This window comes from Sphingobacterium paucimobilis HER1398 (genome assembly GCF_000416985.1).
Classification (GTDB): domain Bacteria; phylum Bacteroidota; class Bacteroidia; order Sphingobacteriales; family Sphingobacteriaceae; genus Sphingobacterium; species Sphingobacterium paucimobilis.
On the sequence record NZ_ATDL01000011.1, the window covers coordinates 16433 to 38409 of the forward strand.

At 41.4% G+C, this 21977-nt stretch carries 19 protein-coding genes; 12 read left to right on the forward strand and 7 right to left on the reverse strand.

The annotated features are described in order from the left end of the window. Positions 1–21 precede the first annotated feature (21 nt). Genes M472_RS44455 through M472_RS30370 form a run of 3 tightly spaced genes read left to right on the forward strand, consistent with a single transcriptional unit; the run spans position 22 to position 3570 of the window. The gene (locus M472_RS44455; protein ID WP_021069646.1) at positions 22–852 is read left to right on the forward strand and encodes a DUF4843 domain-containing protein; all 831 of its coding nucleotides are present in this window, start codon (positions 22–24) and stop codon (positions 850–852) included. Between the two features lie 19 nt (positions 853–871). Then, entirely contained in the window at positions 872–2434 is a 1563-nt protein-coding gene (locus M472_RS30365; protein ID WP_021069647.1) for a PKD-like family lipoprotein, read from the forward strand. Between the two features lie 20 nt (positions 2435–2454). After that, entirely contained in the window at positions 2455–3570 is a 1116-nt protein-coding gene (locus M472_RS30370; protein ID WP_081643121.1) for an AhpC/TSA family protein, read from the forward strand. A 228-nt stretch (positions 3571–3798) separates the two neighbouring features. Here the strand turns inward: M472_RS30370 and M472_RS30375 are convergent, their stop codons facing one another. Both M472_RS30375 and M472_RS30380 read right to left on the reverse strand, forming a co-directional pair. Continuing rightward, the gene (locus M472_RS30375) at positions 3799–5268 is read right to left on the reverse strand and encodes a hypothetical protein (RefSeq protein WP_021069649.1); all 1470 of its coding nucleotides are present in this window, start codon (positions 5266–5268) and stop codon (positions 3799–3801) included. Between the two features lie 290 nt (positions 5269–5558). After that, positions 5559–6524: a hypothetical protein gene (locus M472_RS30380; RefSeq protein WP_144062674.1), complete on the reverse strand. Its 966-nt coding sequence runs from the start codon at positions 6522–6524 to the stop codon at positions 5559–5561. Positions 6525–6791: 267 nt separating this feature from the next. Here M472_RS30380 and M472_RS30385 point away from each other — a divergent pair, with 267 nt between their 5' ends. The 5 genes from M472_RS30385 to M472_RS30405 all read left to right on the forward strand — a co-directional run bounded on the left by M472_RS30385 (position 6792) and on the right by M472_RS30405 (position 9810). After that, positions 6792–7181, forward strand: a complete 390-nt coding sequence (locus tag M472_RS30385) for a hypothetical protein (RefSeq protein ID WP_021069651.1) — start codon at positions 6792–6794, stop codon at positions 7179–7181. Positions 7182–7231: 50 nt separating this feature from the next. Beyond that, a complete protein-coding gene (locus M472_RS30390; RefSeq protein WP_021069652.1) occupies positions 7232–7810 on the forward strand; it encodes a cyclic nucleotide-binding domain-containing protein in 579 nt (192 codons plus the stop codon). Positions 7811–7986: 176 nt separating this feature from the next. Further along, a complete protein-coding gene (locus M472_RS30395; RefSeq protein ID WP_021069653.1) occupies positions 7987–8808 on the forward strand; it encodes a hypothetical protein in 822 nt (273 codons plus the stop codon). Positions 8809–8831: 23 nt separating this feature from the next. After that, positions 8832–9356, forward strand: a complete 525-nt coding sequence (locus M472_RS45175) for a MauE/DoxX family redox-associated membrane protein (RefSeq protein ID WP_144062675.1) — start codon at positions 8832–8834, stop codon at positions 9354–9356. Positions 9357–9462: 106 nt separating this feature from the next. Beyond that, a complete protein-coding gene (locus M472_RS30405) occupies positions 9463–9810 on the forward strand; it encodes a hypothetical protein (protein WP_021069655.1) in 348 nt (115 codons plus the stop codon). Between the two features lie 55 nt (positions 9811–9865). Here M472_RS30405 and M472_RS30410 read toward each other — a convergent pair whose 3' ends face one another. Genes M472_RS30410 through M472_RS30430 form a run of 5 tightly spaced genes read right to left on the reverse strand, consistent with a single transcriptional unit; the run spans position 9866 to position 18203 of the window. Next, complete coding sequence (locus M472_RS30410; RefSeq protein WP_081643122.1) at positions 9866–11218, reverse strand: TlpA family protein disulfide reductase; 1353 nt, start codon at positions 11216–11218, stop codon at positions 9866–9868. An 11-nt stretch (positions 11219–11229) separates the two neighbouring features. Then, entirely contained in the window at positions 11230–12645 is a 1416-nt protein-coding gene (locus tag M472_RS30415) for a RagB/SusD family nutrient uptake outer membrane protein (RefSeq protein ID WP_081643123.1), read from the reverse strand. 5 nt (positions 12646–12650) lie between these two features. Continuing rightward, on the reverse strand, positions 12651–17420 hold the full coding sequence (locus M472_RS30420; protein WP_021069658.1) for a SusC/RagA family TonB-linked outer membrane protein: 4770 nt from the start codon (positions 17418–17420) through the stop codon (positions 12651–12653). An 8-nt stretch (positions 17421–17428) separates the two neighbouring features. After that, positions 17429–17830 (reverse strand): hypothetical protein, encoded by a 402-nt coding sequence (locus tag M472_RS30425; RefSeq protein WP_021069659.1) that lies wholly within the window; start codon positions 17828–17830, stop codon positions 17429–17431. Continuing rightward, on the reverse strand, positions 17820–18203 hold the full coding sequence (locus tag M472_RS30430; RefSeq protein ID WP_021069660.1) for a hypothetical protein: 384 nt from the start codon (positions 18201–18203) through the stop codon (positions 17820–17822). Before M472_RS30430 ends, M472_RS30425 begins: the two co-directional genes overlap by 11 nt. Before the next feature lie 979 nt (positions 18204–19182). Between M472_RS30430 and M472_RS30435 the strand changes: the two genes are divergently transcribed. From M472_RS30435 to M472_RS30445, 4 genes are all read left to right on the forward strand, one after another. Next, the gene (locus M472_RS30435) at positions 19183–19668 is read left to right on the forward strand and encodes a hypothetical protein (RefSeq protein WP_021069661.1); all 486 of its coding nucleotides are present in this window, start codon (positions 19183–19185) and stop codon (positions 19666–19668) included. 197 nt (positions 19669–19865) lie between these two features. After that, positions 19866–20363, forward strand: coding sequence for a DUF4145 domain-containing protein (locus M472_RS44460; protein WP_158499886.1), 498 nt, complete (start codon positions 19866–19868; stop codon positions 20361–20363). A 123-nt stretch (positions 20364–20486) separates the two neighbouring features. Beyond that, on the forward strand, positions 20487–21500 hold the full coding sequence (locus M472_RS30440) for an ATP-binding protein (RefSeq protein WP_021069663.1): 1014 nt from the start codon (positions 20487–20489) through the stop codon (positions 21498–21500). A 251-nt stretch (positions 21501–21751) separates the two neighbouring features. After that, positions 21752–21977: helix-turn-helix domain-containing protein (locus tag M472_RS30445; RefSeq protein ID WP_158499887.1), on the forward strand; the 226-nt coding region annotated here is incomplete at its 3' end.

Below are 21977 nucleotides of genomic sequence, written 5' to 3' on the forward strand. Positions count from 1 at the left end.
AAATTAAAAACAGTTATTCTAATGAAAAACTTCATATACACTTCTGTCTTACTGGTATTCGGTATATTCCTACATTCCTGTACAAAAGAGCCCCTGCTCTATCAGGGAGAAGACGATAATTCAAGTGGCATATATTTTTATTCTGTTGCTACTTATACGCCCGAAGGCATCCCCTTGAGCTATACCGATTCCCTATCCTACAGTTTTCAGAATGATCCGGCTCGGTTTACAGATTATACGATGAATGTTCCTGTACGTGCATTAGGGCATGTTAGCGATAAGGATCGCCCCTTCAAAGTACAAGTTATTGGAGGTACAGCAAAAGAAGGCGTAGATTTTGAAACGTTAAAAGAAACCTATATCATGCCTGCTGGCGAGTCCACCACCCGAATTCCGATCAAGCTGTTCCGCACGCCTATTCTACTCCAAAAATCGATCAACATCCAGTTACAACTGGTCGAGTTTGGAGATTATAAATTATTACTTCCGTATTTATTAAATATGGGGAATAACAAATTGCTGGATGCAACGAAGTTTAAGATTGGTTATTCCGAAATTATTACGGAGCCTTCCCATTTCGCTAGTCCAGGTAGAGATTACTTTGGCGATTGGTCAGTTAAAAAGTTCAAAATACTTAATGATTTGATGTCCTGGAAAACATCTGATTGGAGATACGTGAATTCTGGTGGTAACTTCTATCCTGTTGCCACTACAAGATTTCATTATGCTGCCAGTATTTTTAAAGTTTACCTGGAAGAAAAGCTTCAGGCGGGTACTCCAGTATACGAAGACGATGGTAAGACATTAATGCAACTGGGTCCAGCTTACCTGATTGATTACAGCAAATTATAGACTATTCACTTAAAATAATATGAAGAATCACACCTATAATATATTTCTATTAATAACAACCTTATTGATAGCATCTTGCTACAAAGACAAAGGCAATTATGATTACAGCGAGTACAACAGCATACAGATCCAGGATATACCCGACCAAATCAATGTATTGGGTAATATCGATACGTTAACGCTTAATCCAAAAATTGTTTCCTTACATGAAGGCGAGATAGCGGCAGATAATGACAACTACTCATTTGCCTATGTCCGCGACCTGAATGTAAGTGCTGGAAAGATGGGATTTATTGCTTTAGACTCGACCTTCTCTAAGGACTTGAATTATTTTGTCAATTTGACTCCGAAGATGTACGATATCAGTTTTATTGTGACCGACAAGCGTACGGGCGTACAGACCTTTAAGCCTTTCAAACTCAATGTTGGTTCTGCCGTCACAGAAGGTTGGATGGTATTATGCAATGAAGGTGCCGAGCAGCGCGTGCGTCTGGATATGGTTTCCGTCATATCTCCTACACGTTCCGTGCAGGCATTTGATTTGGCTGAGCCATTAGGTTTACCAAAGCTCAATAAGGGCACTAAAATGTCGTATTTGTATCGCAATCCGATTACCGCCAAGATCACCATCGTAACGGAGAATCAAGGAGCCTATGATTTACTACAGCAAAACCTCCAATCGGGAGCAACGTTTAATTTACTGCATGAGTTTGGAAACAAAACTGAAAATTGCAAACCTCAAAATATTCAACGAACAGCATCGGGACATTATATTATTATAGATGGCGATAACAATGCTTATAGCCAGCAATATACCACGGTAGGACCTATGTTTGAATTTCCCGTAAATACAAGCTTGGGTGATAGAAAACCTGAATTCAAAATGTCTAAATATATTGTTGCTGATGCGAAAGCTTCTGGTGGCAGTAATGCTGTTTTAGGCTACGATATTACCAATAAGCGATTTGTCAATTGGTCTTCCGGCAGACGTACTTCTGTGCTGCCGTTTACCGATCCCGAGCAAGCGCTGTTTAGTTATAATACTGGAAAGGATATTGTTTATATGGAAAGTACACTTTTCGCAAATAGTACGGCTTATACCATTCTAGAAAAAGATGGTAAACGTTCATTACACGGTATACGATTTGTTGCTGCCAACCCCGTGGGTAGGTTCGAGCAAAGTCTCTATCGCGATCTTGATCTCCCCAATATCCAGCAAGCTAAATTTTTTGCATTTCATTCTACACTACCCTATATGTTCTACGCCAGCGGCTCTAAGCTCTATCAGTATGATTATATAGCCAATACCAACAAGCTCATGAAAGATTTTGGTAAGGAGCATATCAGTATGCTCAAATTCAATCTTTTTCGATTTAATATCACTACCAAACCACAGACGATGTTAAACCAGCAATATGACTTAATCGTTGGTACGACTGATGCTGATTTGCCTGAAAAATCTCACGGTACATTACGGTTTTTTAATGTTCCTCCTCTAAATGAGGATTTAACAATTATAAAAGAATATAAAGGCTTCGCAGATATTGTTGATGTAGCCTATAAAGAAGTACCCACATTTTAGATTAACAAAGCGTATATTTTATGAAATTTATTACAACTATTTTATTAATGAGCTGTACACTTGCCAGTCAAGCACAGCAAAGAGATTTTGTCATACAAGGAAAGTTTAGCGAATCCATTATACCTAAAAAAGTCTATATGCAATATGCCTCAGGGGGAGCCACACGCGTAGACTCTACTTCTCTTGTCAACGGTAGCTTTACATTCAAAGGAAAGGTAGATGATCCCGTCCCGGCCAGAATCTTTTTAGACTATAGCCAAAAGGGATTTGGCGATATGGAAAATCGAAAAGATGTTAGGGTCGTGTATCTAGAACCTTTAACGATACGCGTAGAGGCAACTGATTCCCTCAAGCGAGCTAAGGTGCTGGGCTCCAAATTGAATGACGACTTCAAAAAGTATATGGCGATGTCCGATTCATTAAATGAAGTGGTGATGGATCTTCGACGTGTGGGAGCAAAAGACGCTACGATCAGGGCTAATTTCAGATCACATATGTCCAAATTAGAGGCTAACAATGTAACTGCTTTTAAAAAATACGTTTCTGACAATCCGACGTCATTCTTTAGCATTGACGCTCTTACCTACCTGGTTAATAACCGGGTCAATCCCGCCGAAGTAGAAGCCTTGTTCGAGGGGATATCCGCCGATCTTAGATCATCTACGGCAGGCATGCAGATGAAACGTACGTTGCATTTTGATAAGCTTACTGGGGTAGGCAATCCAATTCTGGATTTCACGCAAAACGATGTTAACAATAAGGCCGTGAGTACCAAAGATTATAGAGGCAAGTATCTACTTATTGATTTTTGGGCCTCTTGGTGCGGTCCTTGTAGAGCCGAGAATCCAGCTTTGGTCAAAGCTTACGAGGCGTATCGCGACAATGGTTTTGAGATACTCGGTGTATCGCTGGACGATGCCAATAAACGTGACGCTTGGATCAAAGCGATTGCTGACGATAAACTAACTTGGACACAGGTTTCCGATCTCAAAGGATGGAAAAATGAAGCTAGTGCCCTATACGGTATCCGTAGTATTCCTTCTAATTTCTTGATTGACCCGGACGGCAAGATCATCGCCAGAAATCTCAGGGGCATGCAGGTTCAGGAGAAGCTTAAAGAGATTTTTAATAAATAATTTTTATCTTGAAGTGGTACGGCACAACTCTGCGTGCTGTACCACTTTTTTTAGTCTAATAATTAACCCAATGTGGTTATTCTACAGTTAAATAGCAAAATCACGCTCTACCCCCTCATGCCTGTTACAGCATCTTTCCTGCCGTAGCACTCTTATCGTTTTATTTGCTGATAAGTTTTAGCTGTTGTCCTTCTTTCGCAAGCTCGAAGGTCCTATTTCGGCATTCCACTATTCTTCCCGATATTCCTTGCCTGTGTAAATATCGATGTAATAATAGATCAATTCTCCAGCAACCGAATTTACAGTAACAAAACCGTCTGAATTAATAGCATGATACCCTTGCGATCCGATATATTGCTTGGCTTTATTGTCATACAGCCTATAGGTACCTTCCTTATCCTTTTGCAGGGCATAGATACCGTTGTCTATATCCAGAACGGAAATATCCTGGTATTCCGGTTTTATCTGCCAGGATTGGGTACGGCTGTTCCACAGCCCTTTAGTCCGCACTTCCTGTTGATCTTCGATAGGAATGATATATAAATCCTCCATCCCACTGTAGGAGGTGATCTTGCCGAATTTCCACTTTTCCGTATTCACCGCATCCGGAAAAACCATTTTTCGATCCGGCCACACCAAGTTGCCGACCTGATCCGTTACCTTAAAATTATACGTACGCTCCAAGCGATCTGCCACATTGCCATTCGTATCGATATATAACCAATCGTACGCCCATACCGCATGATCGTAATTGAAAACCCCGAGCAGAAAGTAAGGGGAATTGTTGATCGAGTATACCAGCCCCGTTTTCTTAATAAAGTCAATCTGCTCGCTTGTCACCTTTCCGAGCGCTTTGGGAAATACCTTATCATATTGGGGAAAAGCATACATATATCCCGACCGGCCATCGACCAATAGTTTAGGGACTTCAGGCGCGTAAGGTTCTTTATTGACTTCTGCCAGTGTTATCATCTCCTCCCCATAGCGTATAGAAAGCGTTTCCATTCCTTTCAGGTCGCTGTAGATTGCTTTTTTCCTATTCGCTCCATACACGGAGAAACCTCCATTGAAAGTTTTGATAAAGTGTCCATCTTGCAGTATTTCAGTAATGTTATGACCCACCTTAAGGAGGCTATTCTTTTTGATTTCGTAGAGCGATCCGTTCCAATAGATATGTTTATCATCTATAGAATCGAGATTTAAATAGACATGGGCATCCAGGTGTGGGAGGTCCTGTTTCAACAAGATCTGGCCCGATTCCAGGATTCCGATTTCTATTTTACGATAGGTCTGTTCTTTCTTCACCCCACCTCCCATGATATTCCAATCCCATTTCCATACCGGCATTTTCTTGTCGTACTCCTTTTCTTTTTTATAGAAGGTCAGTCCATTGACGCTATTCAGACTGATCTCCGCATCCGAGAAATCGATCACGGTGTTTCCCTTGGCGTCTATAACGCTATATTCGTAATTTTCATTGACGACAACCGCAAACCCAGTCGATGTAAACAAAGATGCCCGTCTGTAGTGCCGATCCGAGATCGGTTTCAGATCGGTTCTGTCGACATAGATATAATTGTTTTGCTTCGTTAGGAAAGGAACCGATCTGTCATCTTCGTATTTGATAAGGGCAATTTGACCTCTTTCTTTTCCTGTGTACAAGCCGTCATAGCTGTCAACATGAAAAGGATACCGCAAATTGCTATTTTCATCGCTATTAATCGCTATTATTTATACCTCAATGTTACGGACAAAGCCGAATAAATACATCCCTGTTATCGGCTATATTTTAGAGGAGGCATATGAGCTGTAGTCACTTTCTAACTTGTTATCTTGTTATCCTGTTATCTTGTTGTTCCCGACCATGTCGGGACTCCGTTTCACTTCGCTTGATAACTCGTCACAACAACTCTCTAACCGACAACTCGTTAACTCGATCACTTGTTAACTAGTTAACTCGATAACTCGATCACTCGATCACTCCTCCCTCACCTCACCTCCACCGTCCATTCGTTCCATCCCTCATCGGCTACCGTCGGGACAGCATGCAAGAAGTCTTTGATATGCTCTGCGCCACTGCGCCCTATCCGGAGCAGCTCCCGGCTGTACTGTCCTTTGGGGCCAAACAGTACAAGGTCGACCGTCTCATCCAGGGTCAGGTTCTTTCGGTCTTCGAGCGAGTGCTGCAGGTAGAGCATATTGACACGCACCGTATTATTGATCTGCACGAACCAACAGCCGAGCCCCCATTCCGCCAGCATACTGGGCCGAAACCGTGGCAGGAGATACTTCTCGCCATTGCTGAGCACGGCAAAGTAGCTTTGGTTTTCGTAGAGGATGAATACGATATCAAAGACCCGTATTCGGCCATCGACCACCGAGATCGTCGGATCCAACACCTTGCGGAGCTGTTCGAGCAAGATATTCGGCAGGCGGTACTCGCGCCAGCTGAAAACAGATACGTCCTGCTGCTCAGGGACAACACTCTCTTTATCGCCCTTAAAAAGACGGTACTGCGGCCAGTAGTAGAAAAAAAGGGCGGTAAGAACCAGTGGTAACAGCAGAAATGGAAAATCTTTCATCCAGTAATCCATGTTTAGGAATATACTATCCACCCCCACTTCACCTTGGGTTGCGATCGTTTCGCCAGCGTACAGCAGCAACCGGTGAATCAACAATGGCGCTGCGATTGCAAACAGCAGGTAGTTGCCCAATATCCTGAGTTCCGACTCCCTATCATTGGCAGCTTTCACGGCGACGATACCATTATAGAGCTTATTGATCAAGCCTACATAAATAACCATCATGACCACTGTAACGGTATAGACACTCCAGAAAGCAGGACTTTCCGTACGCTCCGACGGCACAAACAGCTTGTCCGATACATTGATCAGGTATGCCGACAGCATACACCATAGCAACAATAACAGAGTCTTGAGGATGTGTCGTATCATATTCAGTTTATATTGGTCTAGCCGGCGCCGCTGTGCTATCCGCACCGAACAAACTGGCCACTAGTGAAATAGCAAGTTAACCATTTACCCTCGGATATGCCAAAAAAATTGTACAATATCATACAATTTTCGTACAACAGCACAAAATCCCCCTTCAGAGGCGATAAATATCCGACAAATTTTGCATGATATTACTTTTTGCCGGTCAAACAGTTGTTTTTTAAGACTTTGCTTATTTACTTACCGTCTTATCAAAACACAAACCCGATGAAACAGAACTTTGACAGCGTGGGCGTATCCGACATCGAGACCCAGATCCTGGGTCTCAGACCGAGCGAACGCCGCCTCGAAACCGACTATCTGCGCGCCCAGCCCGTGCAGTGGATCAACGAACATTTTGACCTGACGGACAGGCAGTCCGAGCAGCTCCAATCCATAGACAGCCTCTACCTGCAGCGTATCGCCGCAGGCGTAGCCGACAGCTGGGATCAAGGGCGGCTCATTACCTTCTACATGGAAGAGCCCACCGCCCGACAGATCGTCTACCAGAGTCCCAAGGATATTATCTTCTCACGCCAATCCAACCAGAGCCAGACCTTTGGCCAGCAGCCCTCCGAGGCACTGGAACAGGTCGCTATATGGATCAGGTATCGCTAACTGCCCATGAGGCTACATACCAGTGCAGCCTCATTTTTAAACCTATTATTATGCAAAGCGTATTCGATTATTTCCAAAAGTACACTGACCTGTCTGCCGAGGCCAAAGCCTATCTGACACAACACGGCAAGATACACAGCGGTGCCAAGGGCAGTCCCTATAAGTTGACTCAACAGCAAAAGAATACCTGGTGCTTTATTCTATCCGGCATGGTGGTCAAAGAACACCTCAACCACAACGGCAAACCCTGTATCGACCGATTCAGTATCGCCGGTGATTATTTTGTCGGTACACGTCACGCTTTTACCAAACGAGCAGAATCCTTTACTATCGTCTTTGCACACGAAACTACCTACTACGAAATAAACAATACTGCATTTCAGGAAGCGGTGAACCGATTTTCCTGTATCAGCTACGTATACCACATCTTCAAGCAGCACAAGCTCGATCAAGCCAATGATCTCGCCTATATCCGCAGCCTACATTATATGTACCGAATTCATGCCCTTTATAAAAGGATGCCCCTATTGGCAGCACTCCTTACCGTCGAGCAGCGGCGTCTGCTGCTCGAAATCGCCAACAACAGAGATTATTACGCCGCTCAACGGTACTATATCAGCAAAGACTGACGATTTGTATCAATGATACAAGTTTAAGAATGAAACAGTTAAGACCTTTGATTTTGAAGGCTCGAGAAGTTAACAAGTTATTCCCGATGAAAAATCCGGACTTCGTTTTACTACGCAAGTGAACGAGTTAACAAGCAAGGCGAGATAACTCAATAACATACAAAACAGATAAAGAGATGACTAAGAAAAGAAAATATATCAATGGCAAGGATCTAAGAAAAGCGATAGAACTCGTCTATTCTGATGCGGACCAGCTAATTCAAAATCTAGCACCAGAAGGCTGGACTAATAGCCCCTATCACTTTCCCTTCGCTGTTATTGATGACGAGCGAGAGGTACTATATCATAGCTATGCTATCGTAGCTGCGAATTACGAATCCAGGTTCGGATTGTTAGCGCCATCGTATCTCTGCAAGGGCTATAAGAAAGTTGAAAAACATACTGCTGCTAATGGTCAATACACAGCCGAGGCATCCGAATTCACCTATTTGGTCGACTATGCCCTAAAGCAACTCCTTAAGAAGGGCTGTTTTATCAAGGCCAATGATCCCGACTACGATTATCACATTGCTAAAAAGCTCCTACACGAATACCAAGAGGTCCTTGCTATGGAACTAGATCTTGCCAATGCAGTGATAAACGGCATGCTCAAGCTCAGTACAGCACGTAAACAGATCATCAAGCATATAGACCTCAGCGCGCTGTACGCCATTGTACTTGCGGCATTCGAAATGATGGGCTATGATTGGCGATACGGTCATAAAAAATTAGAATCCCTCTGGGCCAGTAGTCAGATTGCAGGCTGGGTAAATAACCATAAAGGAAGATATAGCCAAGAAAGCTATCTCGCACAAATGGAAGAAAGTCTGGCTGAAGTAGTGGCGCAGGAACCACCCAACACGGTGCGTGGCTATATTAAAAATTATAAACGCTTTCCAAAGGGGTATCCGCCGACGATAGACTATATCAGGGAGATATCATTAGACATGGGCTATTAATTTAAGAACAAGCAGATAACATTATGAACACAACAGCACCTATACAAAAGTCGACAGCGACATCCATCTTAAGCAAGGAAAACATACATCTGGTCATAGCCTTTGTATTATTATTCTTATGGTTTCATACGGCTATAGACAAATTTGCTGATTTATGGACATTTGAGGTTAATCTCGGTCGCCAGCCACTCCCAAAATGGAGTATCAAACCCCTAACTTATGTTGTGCCTGGTGTAGAATTACTGACAGGCATATTATTATTCTTACCGAAGACACGCAGATATGGATTTTGGGCTTCAGCTATCCTCTTGTTTGTATTTACGCTGTATGTAGGGTTCGGTTTGACCAAGGTACTGGGCCATTTACCCTGCTCCTGCTCAAAGATTATAGGCAGCTTATCCTGGCATGCACATTTCTGGCTGAATGCCTTCTTATTATCCTTATCCATCTTTGGGCTTTATTACTACTGCCCAAATCTAAAAATAAAATCAAGCACTAATCATCCCTACACAACGGACCAGCCAATAGTGGACAGAAAATTAAAATAAGGTCATCCAGCTGTACAGATGATTAGTTCTTAAACAAATAAAACAGTGAGGGAAAGCCGATGCCCTAATCAAGTAGGCACCATTAAAGAAAAGTGAGGTACCCCAAATGAAAAAGTATCTTTCAAAAACTTATCTAGTAGGCGTAATCGCCTTAACACTTGCATTTGGATTGCAATCATTCCAAAAAGCGCAAGTCAACGAAAAAGCCGCAAACACAGAGGAAATGGTTTGGTTTCCGGCTAATAATCCTGAACTACTGCCTGAAACTTGTGATAGAAATGCATTTAACACAAGTAATGGAACGACTGTAGAGCCAGCATTATGTACTCCTTTAAAGGAATACTGTTGTGCAATAGGTTATCCAATTTCAGAGTGTGACGAGATTGCTCCTGGCGTTTACCAATTAAAGAGCAGTGTTACACATCTCGGGCAGGTTATAAAGTTCGATATTTAACAAATCATTAAATTTTAGTAGTATGGGGCACTTTTTTAAGTGCCCTCTCTGTTTATTAGTCACTAAACACTAAAACCTCAAAGGATTTATTTACTTTCTTTGCCCGTATTCCAATTTTCGACAGAACACTTTGTACCTCCTTAAAACTTCCTCCATTACTTAAATCAAAATGAATATCATAATTTATAAAGTCTATTTGATTAGAATATATAAATGGTAAATTTAAATGCCAATTCAGAGTATATGCAACGTTCTTTATACTTGAATTGACAAATATGAATTTTGTAGAATCAAGACTTTTTTTAACATCAGAATATGATCTACCGACCTTATACTTGCTTTTATTCAACAATGCAGTATCAGAGACGGAAAGCTCGATTGCTGAAATTTTTCTTTGTTGCAGATGGACATTTATTTTAAACAAGCGGTTTAAATCTGTAATCATGGCTTTAAGCATCTCCTCTTCGGACCTATTTCCTTGAATTATTAGCTCGTAAGAGTAGAAATCTTTAACTTCTCTAGTTTTTGGAATTTCTCTATTAGCCACTTGAATTGCTTTTTTAACAACCTCATTATTTGTTTCACTAACATACTCCTTATGCAAGTAATCTCCAGTTAAAGTAGCGAACTTATCAGGATATAAAGCTAAAAATGGTGTAATAAATAAATACGGCAACTTCATATTTAATAAGGTGATTCGAGTATGTGAAGAATCTCTTAAAATTTTAATATTTCCTCCTGTTTTAACTTTTAGATTCTTTATAAGAACTGATTTTTGAATAAATTGATCATCCATACCGCCGTTACCATTTAGGAGCAACGGCTTATCTTCATTATAATCATCATAAATAGTCGAAGGCATGACCTTATTTGAAGATGAATTATTACGCCCCTCTAAAATCTCATTAATATTCTCCGAATTCAAGTCTACACTCCCTGAAATCAATCTTATAACCCCTTCGTTATCAATAAATACAATATGCGGTAAACTTTTATGTGGAAAGAGATTCATCAATATTGTATCTTCAACAATTGACGGCAATTCTATAGGTACACCCATTTCAGCTCTCATCTTATAAAAATCGACAAATTCTTTTTTCCGACTGGTACGGCCACTCACCACAGGCAGAATCATTAATTGGTCTTTATAAATACGCTGTAGGCTCGACAGCTTTGGGAAACTCGCAAGACAAGCTGAACACCAAGTGTTCCAAAAATCAAGTATTAGGAGCTTACCTTTGAAATCAGAAAGTTTCAATTTTTCCTTCGGATAATTTATAACTTGATGAAAAGGTAATTCAGGCAAGGTGTCACCAATAGCTAAAGGTTTAATCTGCTCCTGACAAAAGACTATAGAAGATAGCACATTCCCCATTAAGAGTATTAATACGATATATTTTTTATACATGATTTCTGGGTTTAACGTGGATTTTGGAACATTTCAGGATGAAAGCCCATTACATCTGCTGGTATAGGATAGGTGTATCGAACATCATTCGGAGGAAGCTCAAATTCCTCTTCACCAATGTTACGTTTTAACGTAACAGCAAACCTCGGATCAAGATTTAACCTTCTCAAATCTGTCCAACGCAGGCCCCGAAAAAGCAATTCCTTTCGTCGTTCATCTAATACAATTTTTAATAGTTTATCAGGGTCACGCTCGTCCAAAGGGTCAAATTTTAATGGATCGAAACGATTCTTTAATAAAGTGTTCAAAGCAACACAAGCATCTTCTGTACGTCCAGATCGAGCCAAACATTCAGCCTTAATTAAATAAAGTTCATCAGTCGCTAAGCCAGAAAAACAATAGGAATCACCGAAATATGAACCTTTGAATTCCATCCCTATACTATTTGCTGGTGTTCTTTTCTTTAGAAAAACCGATTTTCTTAGATCTCCGTTCTCGTAAGAGTTTACTATGTTAGAGTCAACAGAAGCATAACTTGGGCTAAAAGCTGTGTTTACAACACCACCAACAATCATCAAACTACTAAAGATAACCTCATCATTATCTTTATGAATTGGGAAAGCTTTGGTTAAGTCCAAACTGTTATAATCCATTAGTTTACTCTTGATTTCAAGAGCTTTATTTGCATAAATTAGAGCTTGGGGATAATCAGACATCGATAAATATACTCGTGCTAGTAGAGCTTTAGCAGCGGCAATATTTGGCCGAGTAGTATAAAGTGCATTCGCTGGTAAGTATTTTAACGCCTCTAGCAAATCATTCAATATTTGAACATATGTATCACTAAGTGTTGTACGAACTACCCCTTCATTAATATCACCTCGAAGTCTTATGGGTAATCCATTTTTTTGACTGCTATACTCTTTGCTGTAAACAGGAGCAAAAACTTGGGCTAATTGAAAATACAAATGTGCTCGATGAAATAAAGCAGTTCCCCTTACTTCTCTACCTAATAGAGAGTTTTGATCACTCATGGACAATTTAGATAGCTGTTCAAGACAAATATTTGCACTAAGTATGCTATTATAAGGTTTAGTCCAATCTACTATTGTTTCGTATCCCGCATAAACATCCTTTTTGTCCCAAGTATAGGTAGCTTTCATGTAAGTATTAGATGAAGAAACATACGCAGTAGGCCTACCAACAAAATATTCATCACTAGCTGTTTGACCTAATAGAGGTGTAATACCGGTAGTGGTTAAAGCACCTGCTATTCCATTAAACAATGCCGTATTATCCAAAATAGCCTGTAGCTCCTCCAATGTTTGCGGGACTAATAAAGCCTGATTTGGCTTTTCATCGAGAAACTTCTCTTTGCTACAGCCCATCCAAAGGCTGCACAACAGTAAAACATATATAATTCTCATGATTTTTATTTTAATTGTGCTGTAATCCCCAAAGCAATGCTTCCTACTTGTTTGGGAATGTCTTTGTAATTAGGATCTATCTCACGATTATTTGCAGCCCAGATCAAACCCGATGGCCGTGCATAACAATGAAAAGTAAGATTCGCAAAAACCGACCTGCGAAGCAGCGACTGTGAGAGGTTGTAAGAAAACTGTATATCGTCCAAACGAACCATATCTGCCTTTTCTAATAAAGCTGCTGAATTTGTGTAAAAGCCTGAACTAGCAGAAAGAGACTCTGGACGAAAGACAGGTACATCCGTTAACAATTCATCCCCTGCCTGCTGCCAACGTTTTGCATAGTCTGAGTGTGTATTCCAATAATCTATTGCACCACCATAAGAGATAGAAGATGCTCTAAAATAATGACCTCCGCGATAACTCAGGTTAAATGAAAGTGACGCAGGCCCATAGTTAAGTGTATGCCGGAATCCTGCAAACCATAGCGGCTGCGTAGCCCCTGCATAATGCATGGAATCCAGTTTGGTCTGTCCTGTAATGCTGCTGTAGGTTTTGGATATCTGGCCATTCAGCCAGCCTTGCGGATCCCCCTGACTGTCCAGTCCTTCCCAACGGTAACCGTACACGGCGAATACCGGCTTGCCCACCACCGGATTGACACGGCTCTCCGCAAGATAGGCACTGCCATTACCAACGGGCATCAGGTATTTCGTGATTTCCGTCCGGGCATAGCTACCGATCAGGCTAGGCATCCATTGCAGTTTTCCTTTACCCATACGGGCGTATAGACTTAAATCCCAACCCTGTCCTTTCATATTGGCTACATTACCAAAGAACGAACTTGCGCCCAATGTGGGATCCAAGGGTGCGGTACCCAACAGATCGACAGCGGTCTTGCGGTAGTATTCTATCGTTCCGCTCAGCACCTGATTTTTCAGTCCAAAGTCAAGCCCCAGATTTAGCTGTTTGACCTTTTCCCAGCGCAGGCGTTCGTTAGGGAGTCCAACGATATCGGCACTGATCTCTGGTATAGCCCCGAGCTGTCTGTAACGCGCAGTGACCATCGCATTGGCGCCCCGAGCCAGATTGCCATTGTGCCCATAAGTAGCTCTTAATTTTAAAACAGGCACAGCCTCAAGTTTGTAAAAATCCTCTTTACTTAGTTGGTAAGCTAAGCCTAGCGACCATAGCGGCGTACCCTTCATATTGGTTTCAACACCATACAGATTGGCCGCATCATTACGTACACTAGCACTTAAGGTATACCTCGATTTGTAGCTGTAAGACAGGTTTGCATAGGTAGACAAAAATCGATCAAGCATTTCTGAAATTCCCTGTCCATTAGGAATCAAACTACTGGAGGTATTATAGGAGTTCTTGTAGCTCTGACCAAAATTCATCTGACTATTGGTCAGGCTCCCTTCCCGCTCGTACCCATAGAATGTAGAAGTACGCCCCTTGGTCAGCACATCACGGATCTCCCATCCTACGATACCATGAACCTCATGCTCCCCCCAAGTTTTATCGACAGCCAGCTGCGCACGTCCTTGGTGCGATCGGGTATCGGATATGCGTTGCTCGAGGTAACCAGCCCAAGGAACAGGAAATTTATTGGTACCTGTTGGCTGGTAAAAGCTATTGACCCGATGTCGCACAAAATAGGATTCTTTATCGTTTAAATAGTTCTGATCATCGTTTGACTGCTGAAACTGATACCGCAATTCGGCAGTCAACCAATCCAAAGGCTGATACCGAAGTGATGTCTGCAATAAATTATCATTCAAGTAAGTGTTGTACCTGCTGTAACGGATGTCGTCATACGGCCTGTTGCTCCAATCCACGCCCGACTGCGCAGTGATAGACTCTTTCAGCGCTGTGCCAAATGTATGCGGGATAGCCGCTGCATTTCCCATCTCATCGACCAGATCCGCATAAGGGTACATACCTATCAGGCCGCCTGCATTCAGATTTACCCCCGGATTACTGCTACTGGTATTGCGCTGCTGCCCCAGCTGCATGGTAGCATCTATTTCCAGACCATCATAAAGCTTAAAACCGTATTGACCACGTAAAGTAAACCTATTGGACGAATTGCCCACCAGACTCTCTTTACCCTTATCCATACCTGCCGATAGAAAATAGCGCTGTCTGTCCGAGCGACCACTGATATTAAGGCTATGCTGCTGCTTTACACTGGTTCGGTAAAAATAATCCTTTAGATCATCGCGGTAATCCATTTCTTTCCATCGTTCGATCTGTGTACGAGCTTCGTTTGCATCCGCATCTCCTGCCCTCACTCTATCCAAAAGTTCGACAACGGGGCTAATTACAGGCCACGAGAAAGTATTTGTTAGCTTGGTATCATAATGCTTTCGCGCGAACATCAGCTCTTCCATCTCTATGAAATCCTTGCTGGACATTGTAGGTACATGATTTAAGTCAGGACGAGGCTGTATGGTGGCATTGGTATTGAACTGAATACTCGGTTTTGCAGCTCTGCCTTTTTTCGTTGTAATCACGATAACCCCATTACCTGCCCTTGATCCCCATATTGAAGCCGCTGCGGCATCTTTCAGCACCGTCACAGACTCGATATCATTTGGATTGATGCTATTGATATCTCCTTCGTAGGGAAAATTGTCCAATATGATCAGTGGCGAAGCATCACCGAAAATGGTACTGCGACCTCGGATCAATATCGGATCAGGCGCTCCCGGCGTACGGTCGAACAGCATACCCGGCACCATATTCTCTAGACGGTCGATGACATTCGTGCCCATACGACGGTGAAAAAGCGCACTATCCACGACTTCAAAACTTCCTGTAGCTCGTTCTTTCGGTATATTCTGATAGCCCGTAGAGACCACCTCGACCTCTTCTATTTCCTTGCTGCCGACCTGCAGCTGTATATTTAAAAATGTAGTTGTATTATCATAAGCAACACTTTGCTCTTTAAAACCTATATATTTAATTATTAATACTCCCTGCGATTTATCTACAGTGATACTAAACTTACCTTTTGCATCTGTACGAACTGTCTTTTTACCATTCGTGACCGTCGCCCCTTCGATGATCTGCCCATCGGCAGCCGAGCGTACCTCCCCAACAAGTACTGATCCCGGCTGCTTCTGAGCGACCGCCTGTGTAAACACAAACGGACTAAACAACACACACAATATTATTAAAGCTAATAGCTGATAGCCTTTGGCCAATTGCATACACCACACACTTCGTACGTCACCTCGTTTCTCCCTCCCGTCATATCGATTGTATCCGCCAGTTGGCGGAGGAATAGAGATATCTAAAAACTTTGCAAAACGACTGACTTGTTTTAAAGCGATTTGCCGACCTCTATTTTCTTTTACAACCATAGACTCCACTTTGACCCTAAACTCCTCACAGAGTTCCCGAAAACCCCTTAAAATCAAACGTTTCTCCCGCAACTCTTCCACCACCTCCCCGTCATTGCGCATTGGAGGAACTACGCCGAAGCAATCTATCTCCCTCTCCAAAGCCACTGCCGACTTACCATCAGCATGTAGCTGTTTCGTACCTATTTGGTAGCTCTCCAGTACCTCTTCAGTACCTTTACCCCCACTATTCAGTACCTCTCCCGTACCTTTAGGGTATCTTTCCTGTGTTGTTTCAGTACTTTTTATTGTGTCATTCATGTGTGGTTCATGTGTCAAACATGTACCGTTGTTGTCTTGAACATGTGTCGGACATGTGTCAGCGATGTACCGTTTATGTTTGTTTCTTGTTCGCTGCATATCTGTCTGATGTTCAGAGAAGGCGCATAGAAGGTTCAGAGGAAGTCCTGAGGCCTCTGCACCCTCCGAATGATTCTGAAGGATTATGAACGATTTCGAAGGATTATGAATGCTTCCTAGTTCATTCCTAGTTGTTTGGTAGTTCGTTCCTAGTTCAACCCTAGTTATAGCCTGTGTTAAGGCTAGTTCAACCTTAGTTCGGGCACCCTCCGCTTCGACAACTCTTCGAGTGCTCTTCGACTGTCCTTCGACAGCGCTTCGGGACGTGTTCGAGACTTCTTCGAGACACCTTCGGGTGCTGTTCGACTCGTCTTCGAGTGGGCTTCGACTCGCACTCGAACAGCACCCGAACAACACTCGAACAACAGTCGAACAAGACCGCACCATGGTGCGACCCCATCTCGAAGCCACACCGAACCAACCTGCAACCTCAGCCGAAGCATTCTTAGTGCATGCCCTAAGTAGTGTCCAAGTATGCTCTCCCTCCCAACGTTTGTTTGCCTCGGCCTTACTAAAGTCATACCGTAGCCTTACTAAAGGTAAGGTGGCAGTAAGGCCACGGTAAGGCGGAGGTAAGGCGGCAGTAAGGTGGCGACCGAAGAAATAGCGAAGAAAAACAGAGCTTCTTAGCTCGTTGCCCTCTTTTTCCTCACCTAAACTTCGCTTGGGCTTTACACCGAAAAGCAACCGACCAAGACCAAGCAGAATTCTGCCTTTCCCCGATGAACTTCCGATCGATTCCCGATGAATCCCCGATGGTGACCGGGGATTCATCGGGGATCCGTTAGGAAATGACCCGGTTTGGGTAGAACCAAGGCAGAACAAAGGCAGATCCTGGGCAGAAGGAAATCGGTCTTCTTGATACCCTACAGGTTCCTGACCTGATTTGTAGCTACTTCTTACCAAGAGTGGATCTGCTGGATATCTTTTTACCAGATTTATCACGGATTGCCTTGCCTCCATCTTGCTCTCAATGTTAAGTATATCAATTTTATTAGTTTTCATTATTCAGGTTATTTAGCTGTTTTTTTATCACCAAAGAGCTCGAAATTAATCTGTCGAAATTTCAACTCTTCTTCTGTTATTTTTCCCTGGGAGAGATTCGGAACATCTAATTCTGAAAGGTCTACCTCATGGATATGGCAGAGATAATAAGCCACCAATAGATGCATTAACTCTAAGGAATAGCTTTTGAGTTCATCTTCACCATAATCTTTAACTGGATCGCTTACTTCTTTACCCAATGCTTTTAGATATAAACAGACGATATGATCTCGGCTATCGTTAATGTCATACCTTTGCCAAAACTCTTCAATGACCTTCTCTGGATCATACCCTTCTGTATGCGGATAGTTGAATACCATTTCGAAGGGCAGAATCAAATGGAAATAATTTTCCAATGGTTTAAAAATCATAGTCTACTCCTTCCCTGTTTAATCTGTGTTGATCTTCTTCGTATTTGTCCCTCTTAGGCCCTCTTCTAGTCGCTGTCTTCCGATTTTCTTGCATTCGCCTATTGAGATCGTAGTTATAGGGCAGATAATCCGTTGGAACAAAGGACGACATCTCGTCTACTTTCGGATCAGATTCGTATCTGCTCCGTACCAGCTTCGGAGTTTCATCACCCTCGGAACACGTTTTCATCACGTTTTGATCGAGGATTCTCGATGCAGAGGTGTTAAAAAGGTATTGAAAAGGTGATAACTCGTTAACATGATCATCCGCCAGTAGTCGGACACGGCTCTGTCCACAGGACATTCCTTCCCCACCCCTAAAAAAATGTTTCATTTTTCGGTTACTTTTGATGCGACCTAATCTATCCCCGTCACCCTGAGCGGAACGCAGAGAAGTCGAACGGGTCTAAAGACAATACAGTCCCCTTTCAGGTCACACAATTAATAAATCAAACAAAATTCCCAAGCGCCACTTTTCGTGAATATAATTGGTCATTTTACGTTGGTAATATGACACTTAGGAAAAAGAAAAATACAAGAACCGATCATCATATATTGTATATAACAATAGTACCCCGTACAAAACTATTTGTACCAATAGAAACTAATACCTACCTTTAAGGTTCGAGAATAAAGATGCGATATCGCTCTATTATACAACTTTTTGCGAGAGGTATGACAGATCGGTAGCAGACAAGATAACAACAGGCATTTTTTATGCGATTGTTGTGGAGCAAGAAGTGCATATTGTAAAATATGACATCAACTCCCCTTGTCTGTTTACAGTTATGGCAGGTTTATTCTGGTGGCGAAATGACGTTCTTAACGAGTAATGAAAGGGAAAACCAATGACTGCGATCTAGGATCGTGTCTAAAGGTTTCTTTTGGATGGTTAAATAGTCCGTTCTCATAATCTTGTTAATTATATGAACGACAAGTCCTAAAATCACGCAAGGGCGAAACCTTACGATCCACCACTCTTTTCACCAGAACCAAGGTTCTAGGTCGTCCTAAAGCAAAAGCTTTAGGTGATACCCGAAAGCGGTTTCACAGCAAGGCCCACCCCTACGATCATATGCAAAGATATAATATTCGTAGGAAATGAGCTAACCTTACTGCCTCCTTCACGGGTATCAATCGAGAAAGTTGGAGACTCGTCGTATTTATTAGGTTAAACCTAACAATAGCTCAAACTGTTTGATTTATAATTATTTAAATCATACACAAACATAATGATAAATAACAATATTGACAATTTATGTTGTCGATATTTAACAAAAAAATAACAAAACTCTGATTATCAATCAAATAAAATGACATTTAAAGAATATTTAAAGCAAGAAAAAAGTGATTTTATTGAGGTCTTGAAGAAGAATTCTAAGCATCTAGTAGATTTAGAGGGTAAACCTATGAATATCATATATATATTAAACAAGAAGATCGACGTGGTTTATGGTTTCGAATTATATAAAGTGGCCTGCATATTGAAATTAAATATCGAAAAAGTAGCTAATACATTCTTCGTTAATATACCTTTTAATAGATTTACGATACCTAAAGATACAAAAGGATTAAATAGTTTTGAGAAGTTCGTAAATCAATTTCTTGTCGATCAGAAAGATGTTGCTAGTAGTGCAGGTATTGATCCTACTAGATTTAACAAAGTTCTCAAAAGAGATAGAAATGATTTTTACGCATATGAAGTTTATCACTTATCCATTTCTCAAAAAATTAAGGCGAAAAGGGCGTTCGAACAATTATATAAGAATGTTGACGTAGATAGAGCCGGAAATGAATAGTGTTTAAAGTCATAAAATGTGATCTTATAAAGAATTTATTATCTAAATGAATCATTATTATGTTAGTTGAATGCGAAAGCTGTCTAGCTAAAGTACAAGTTGCGGTTATCGGTTCTTATATCCGACAATTCGAACCAGATTGGATGTACAATGTTCAGTTTTCATTGTGCAAATGTCCAGTGTGTTTAAATCCGATATTGATTGAACAAGAACTTGATTTCCCTCCTTTTGAACAAGATCCAGAATGGGGAAACCCGAAAATAATATATCCCCATAACAGCTTCCATATAAATCCTGTTATTCCACAATCTCTGAATAGAAGTTTATTAGAATCTATAAAATGCTTTAAGGCGGGGGCACTAACAGCATCAATAATAATGTCCAGAAAAACTCTTGAAGCATTCTGTATAGAAAAGGGAATCAAAGAGAATAATCTAGCATTGTCAATCAAAAAACTAAAGGAAGAAGGAATAATTAACGATCAGATATACGAGTGGGCAAATGGTCTACGATTGGCAGGAAATAAAGCTGCCCATGGATTCGATACCGATTTTGAACATCTAGATGCAAAAGATGTTTTGGACTTCACGATTGCGATCCTAGATTTCACATACTCATTTAAGGACAAGTTTGAGAAGTTTAAAATAAGGGTAAATCAAACTGATGAACTTATGTCTACCACTCGTACTGAATAGAAGCTAACGCATTTACGGGAAACCATAAGGTGGATTGAGTGAAGTCGGGTAAGTTCGGTTCGAAAATTAAACTTCTAAAAAACTATTGTTTTTTGACGGCTCAACGAATAATATAACTATACTATGTACGAAAATTGTCACTATAATAAAAAAAATAATATCATCGTCTTTTCTGACAAGATAAACACTTATTCTATTCTTCAATTCTGTTCAGCAGTAAAATATTTCAGACGACTAAATATTGGTAAAATTAAAATTGATTTCGGGAAGGTTAAAAAAGTATTTCCTGACGGTATGCTTCCACTAATTTGCACTATTGATCAGTTAAGAGATTTAGGAATAGAAGTTATTGTTAACTTGCCCAAGGATAACGAAATAAGAAGACTTTTTAGAAGTGTAAATTGGGCGCATTTCTTATCTCCAGATCAGTTCGACAAATCAGATTCGACCTATGACCGCCACTTGGTTACAAGGCGATTTGAAAATGCGGAAGAACAGCAAAAAGCCGTCAATGATTTTATGGATGTTGTTTTAAGAACGATGACTATACCGAAGGAGATTGTTTCCGGTCTAGAGTGGTCAATTAATGAAATTACAGACAACGTTTTAAACCATTCTAATTCAATACATGGGGGAATTATTCAGGCTAATACACACCACAAAGAAGGAAAAATATTATTCGCTGTATCAGATTCTGGAAGGGGAATTTTGAAATCTATGCAAGAAGGTTTTCCTTCACTACGTACTGAATTAGATGCAATAGGTGAGGCAATAAAAGCCGGAGTAACTAGAAATCCCAAAGTTGGGCAAGGCAACGGTTTAGCCGGTTCATTACGAATTACAACTATGACTGGAGGCTCTTTAGAAATACTCAGTGGCAATGGCCGTTTCACTGTGACAGAAACAAAGACCACCAGAAAATCTCTAAAAAATTTTAGCTTTGCAGGTACACTTGTCAGTGGCGAAATAAATATAGTTGATAATTTCTCCATTGCAGAGGCACTAAGTTTTGATAAGTTTACAAACTACTATCCACTTGATATCATTGATTTAAAATATGAAATGGAAGATGCGGACTGTTTATTCTTAAAAATGAAAGAAGAAGCCTGCATAGACCGGAGCATGCTGACCCCTTGATTCCGGACTTGTTTAGGTATACCATGATGTTTTAAGCGCTGCTATCGCATGGCATTCCGTCAGATACTGACCCCTCTGTTGTTCAGAACGGCTATATATTCCGGGACATATTGACCCCTCTGGTATTATTGGGACCTCAGTATTCCGGAAGATATTGACCCCTTGCCGGGGTGCTGATTTTGGTTTTACTTTTGGGAAAATGATATTACCCAATGGCCGGAAAAACCAGACCCATGAGTCAGATAAAACAGATGATCAGGCTGCACCAGCAGGGCTATGCCATCAAAGCAATAGCCCGCAGCCTTAGTATAAGCAAGAATACCGTAAAGTCCTACCTCTACAAGATAGGTGAGGCAAAGTTGAACATGAGCGACCTTCTGGCTGTGGAAGATCCCGTGCTGGAAGGCCTGTTGCATTCAGGTAATCCGGCCTATCGCGACCCCAGGTTCGAGGATCTCAAAGAGCGTTTGCCACATC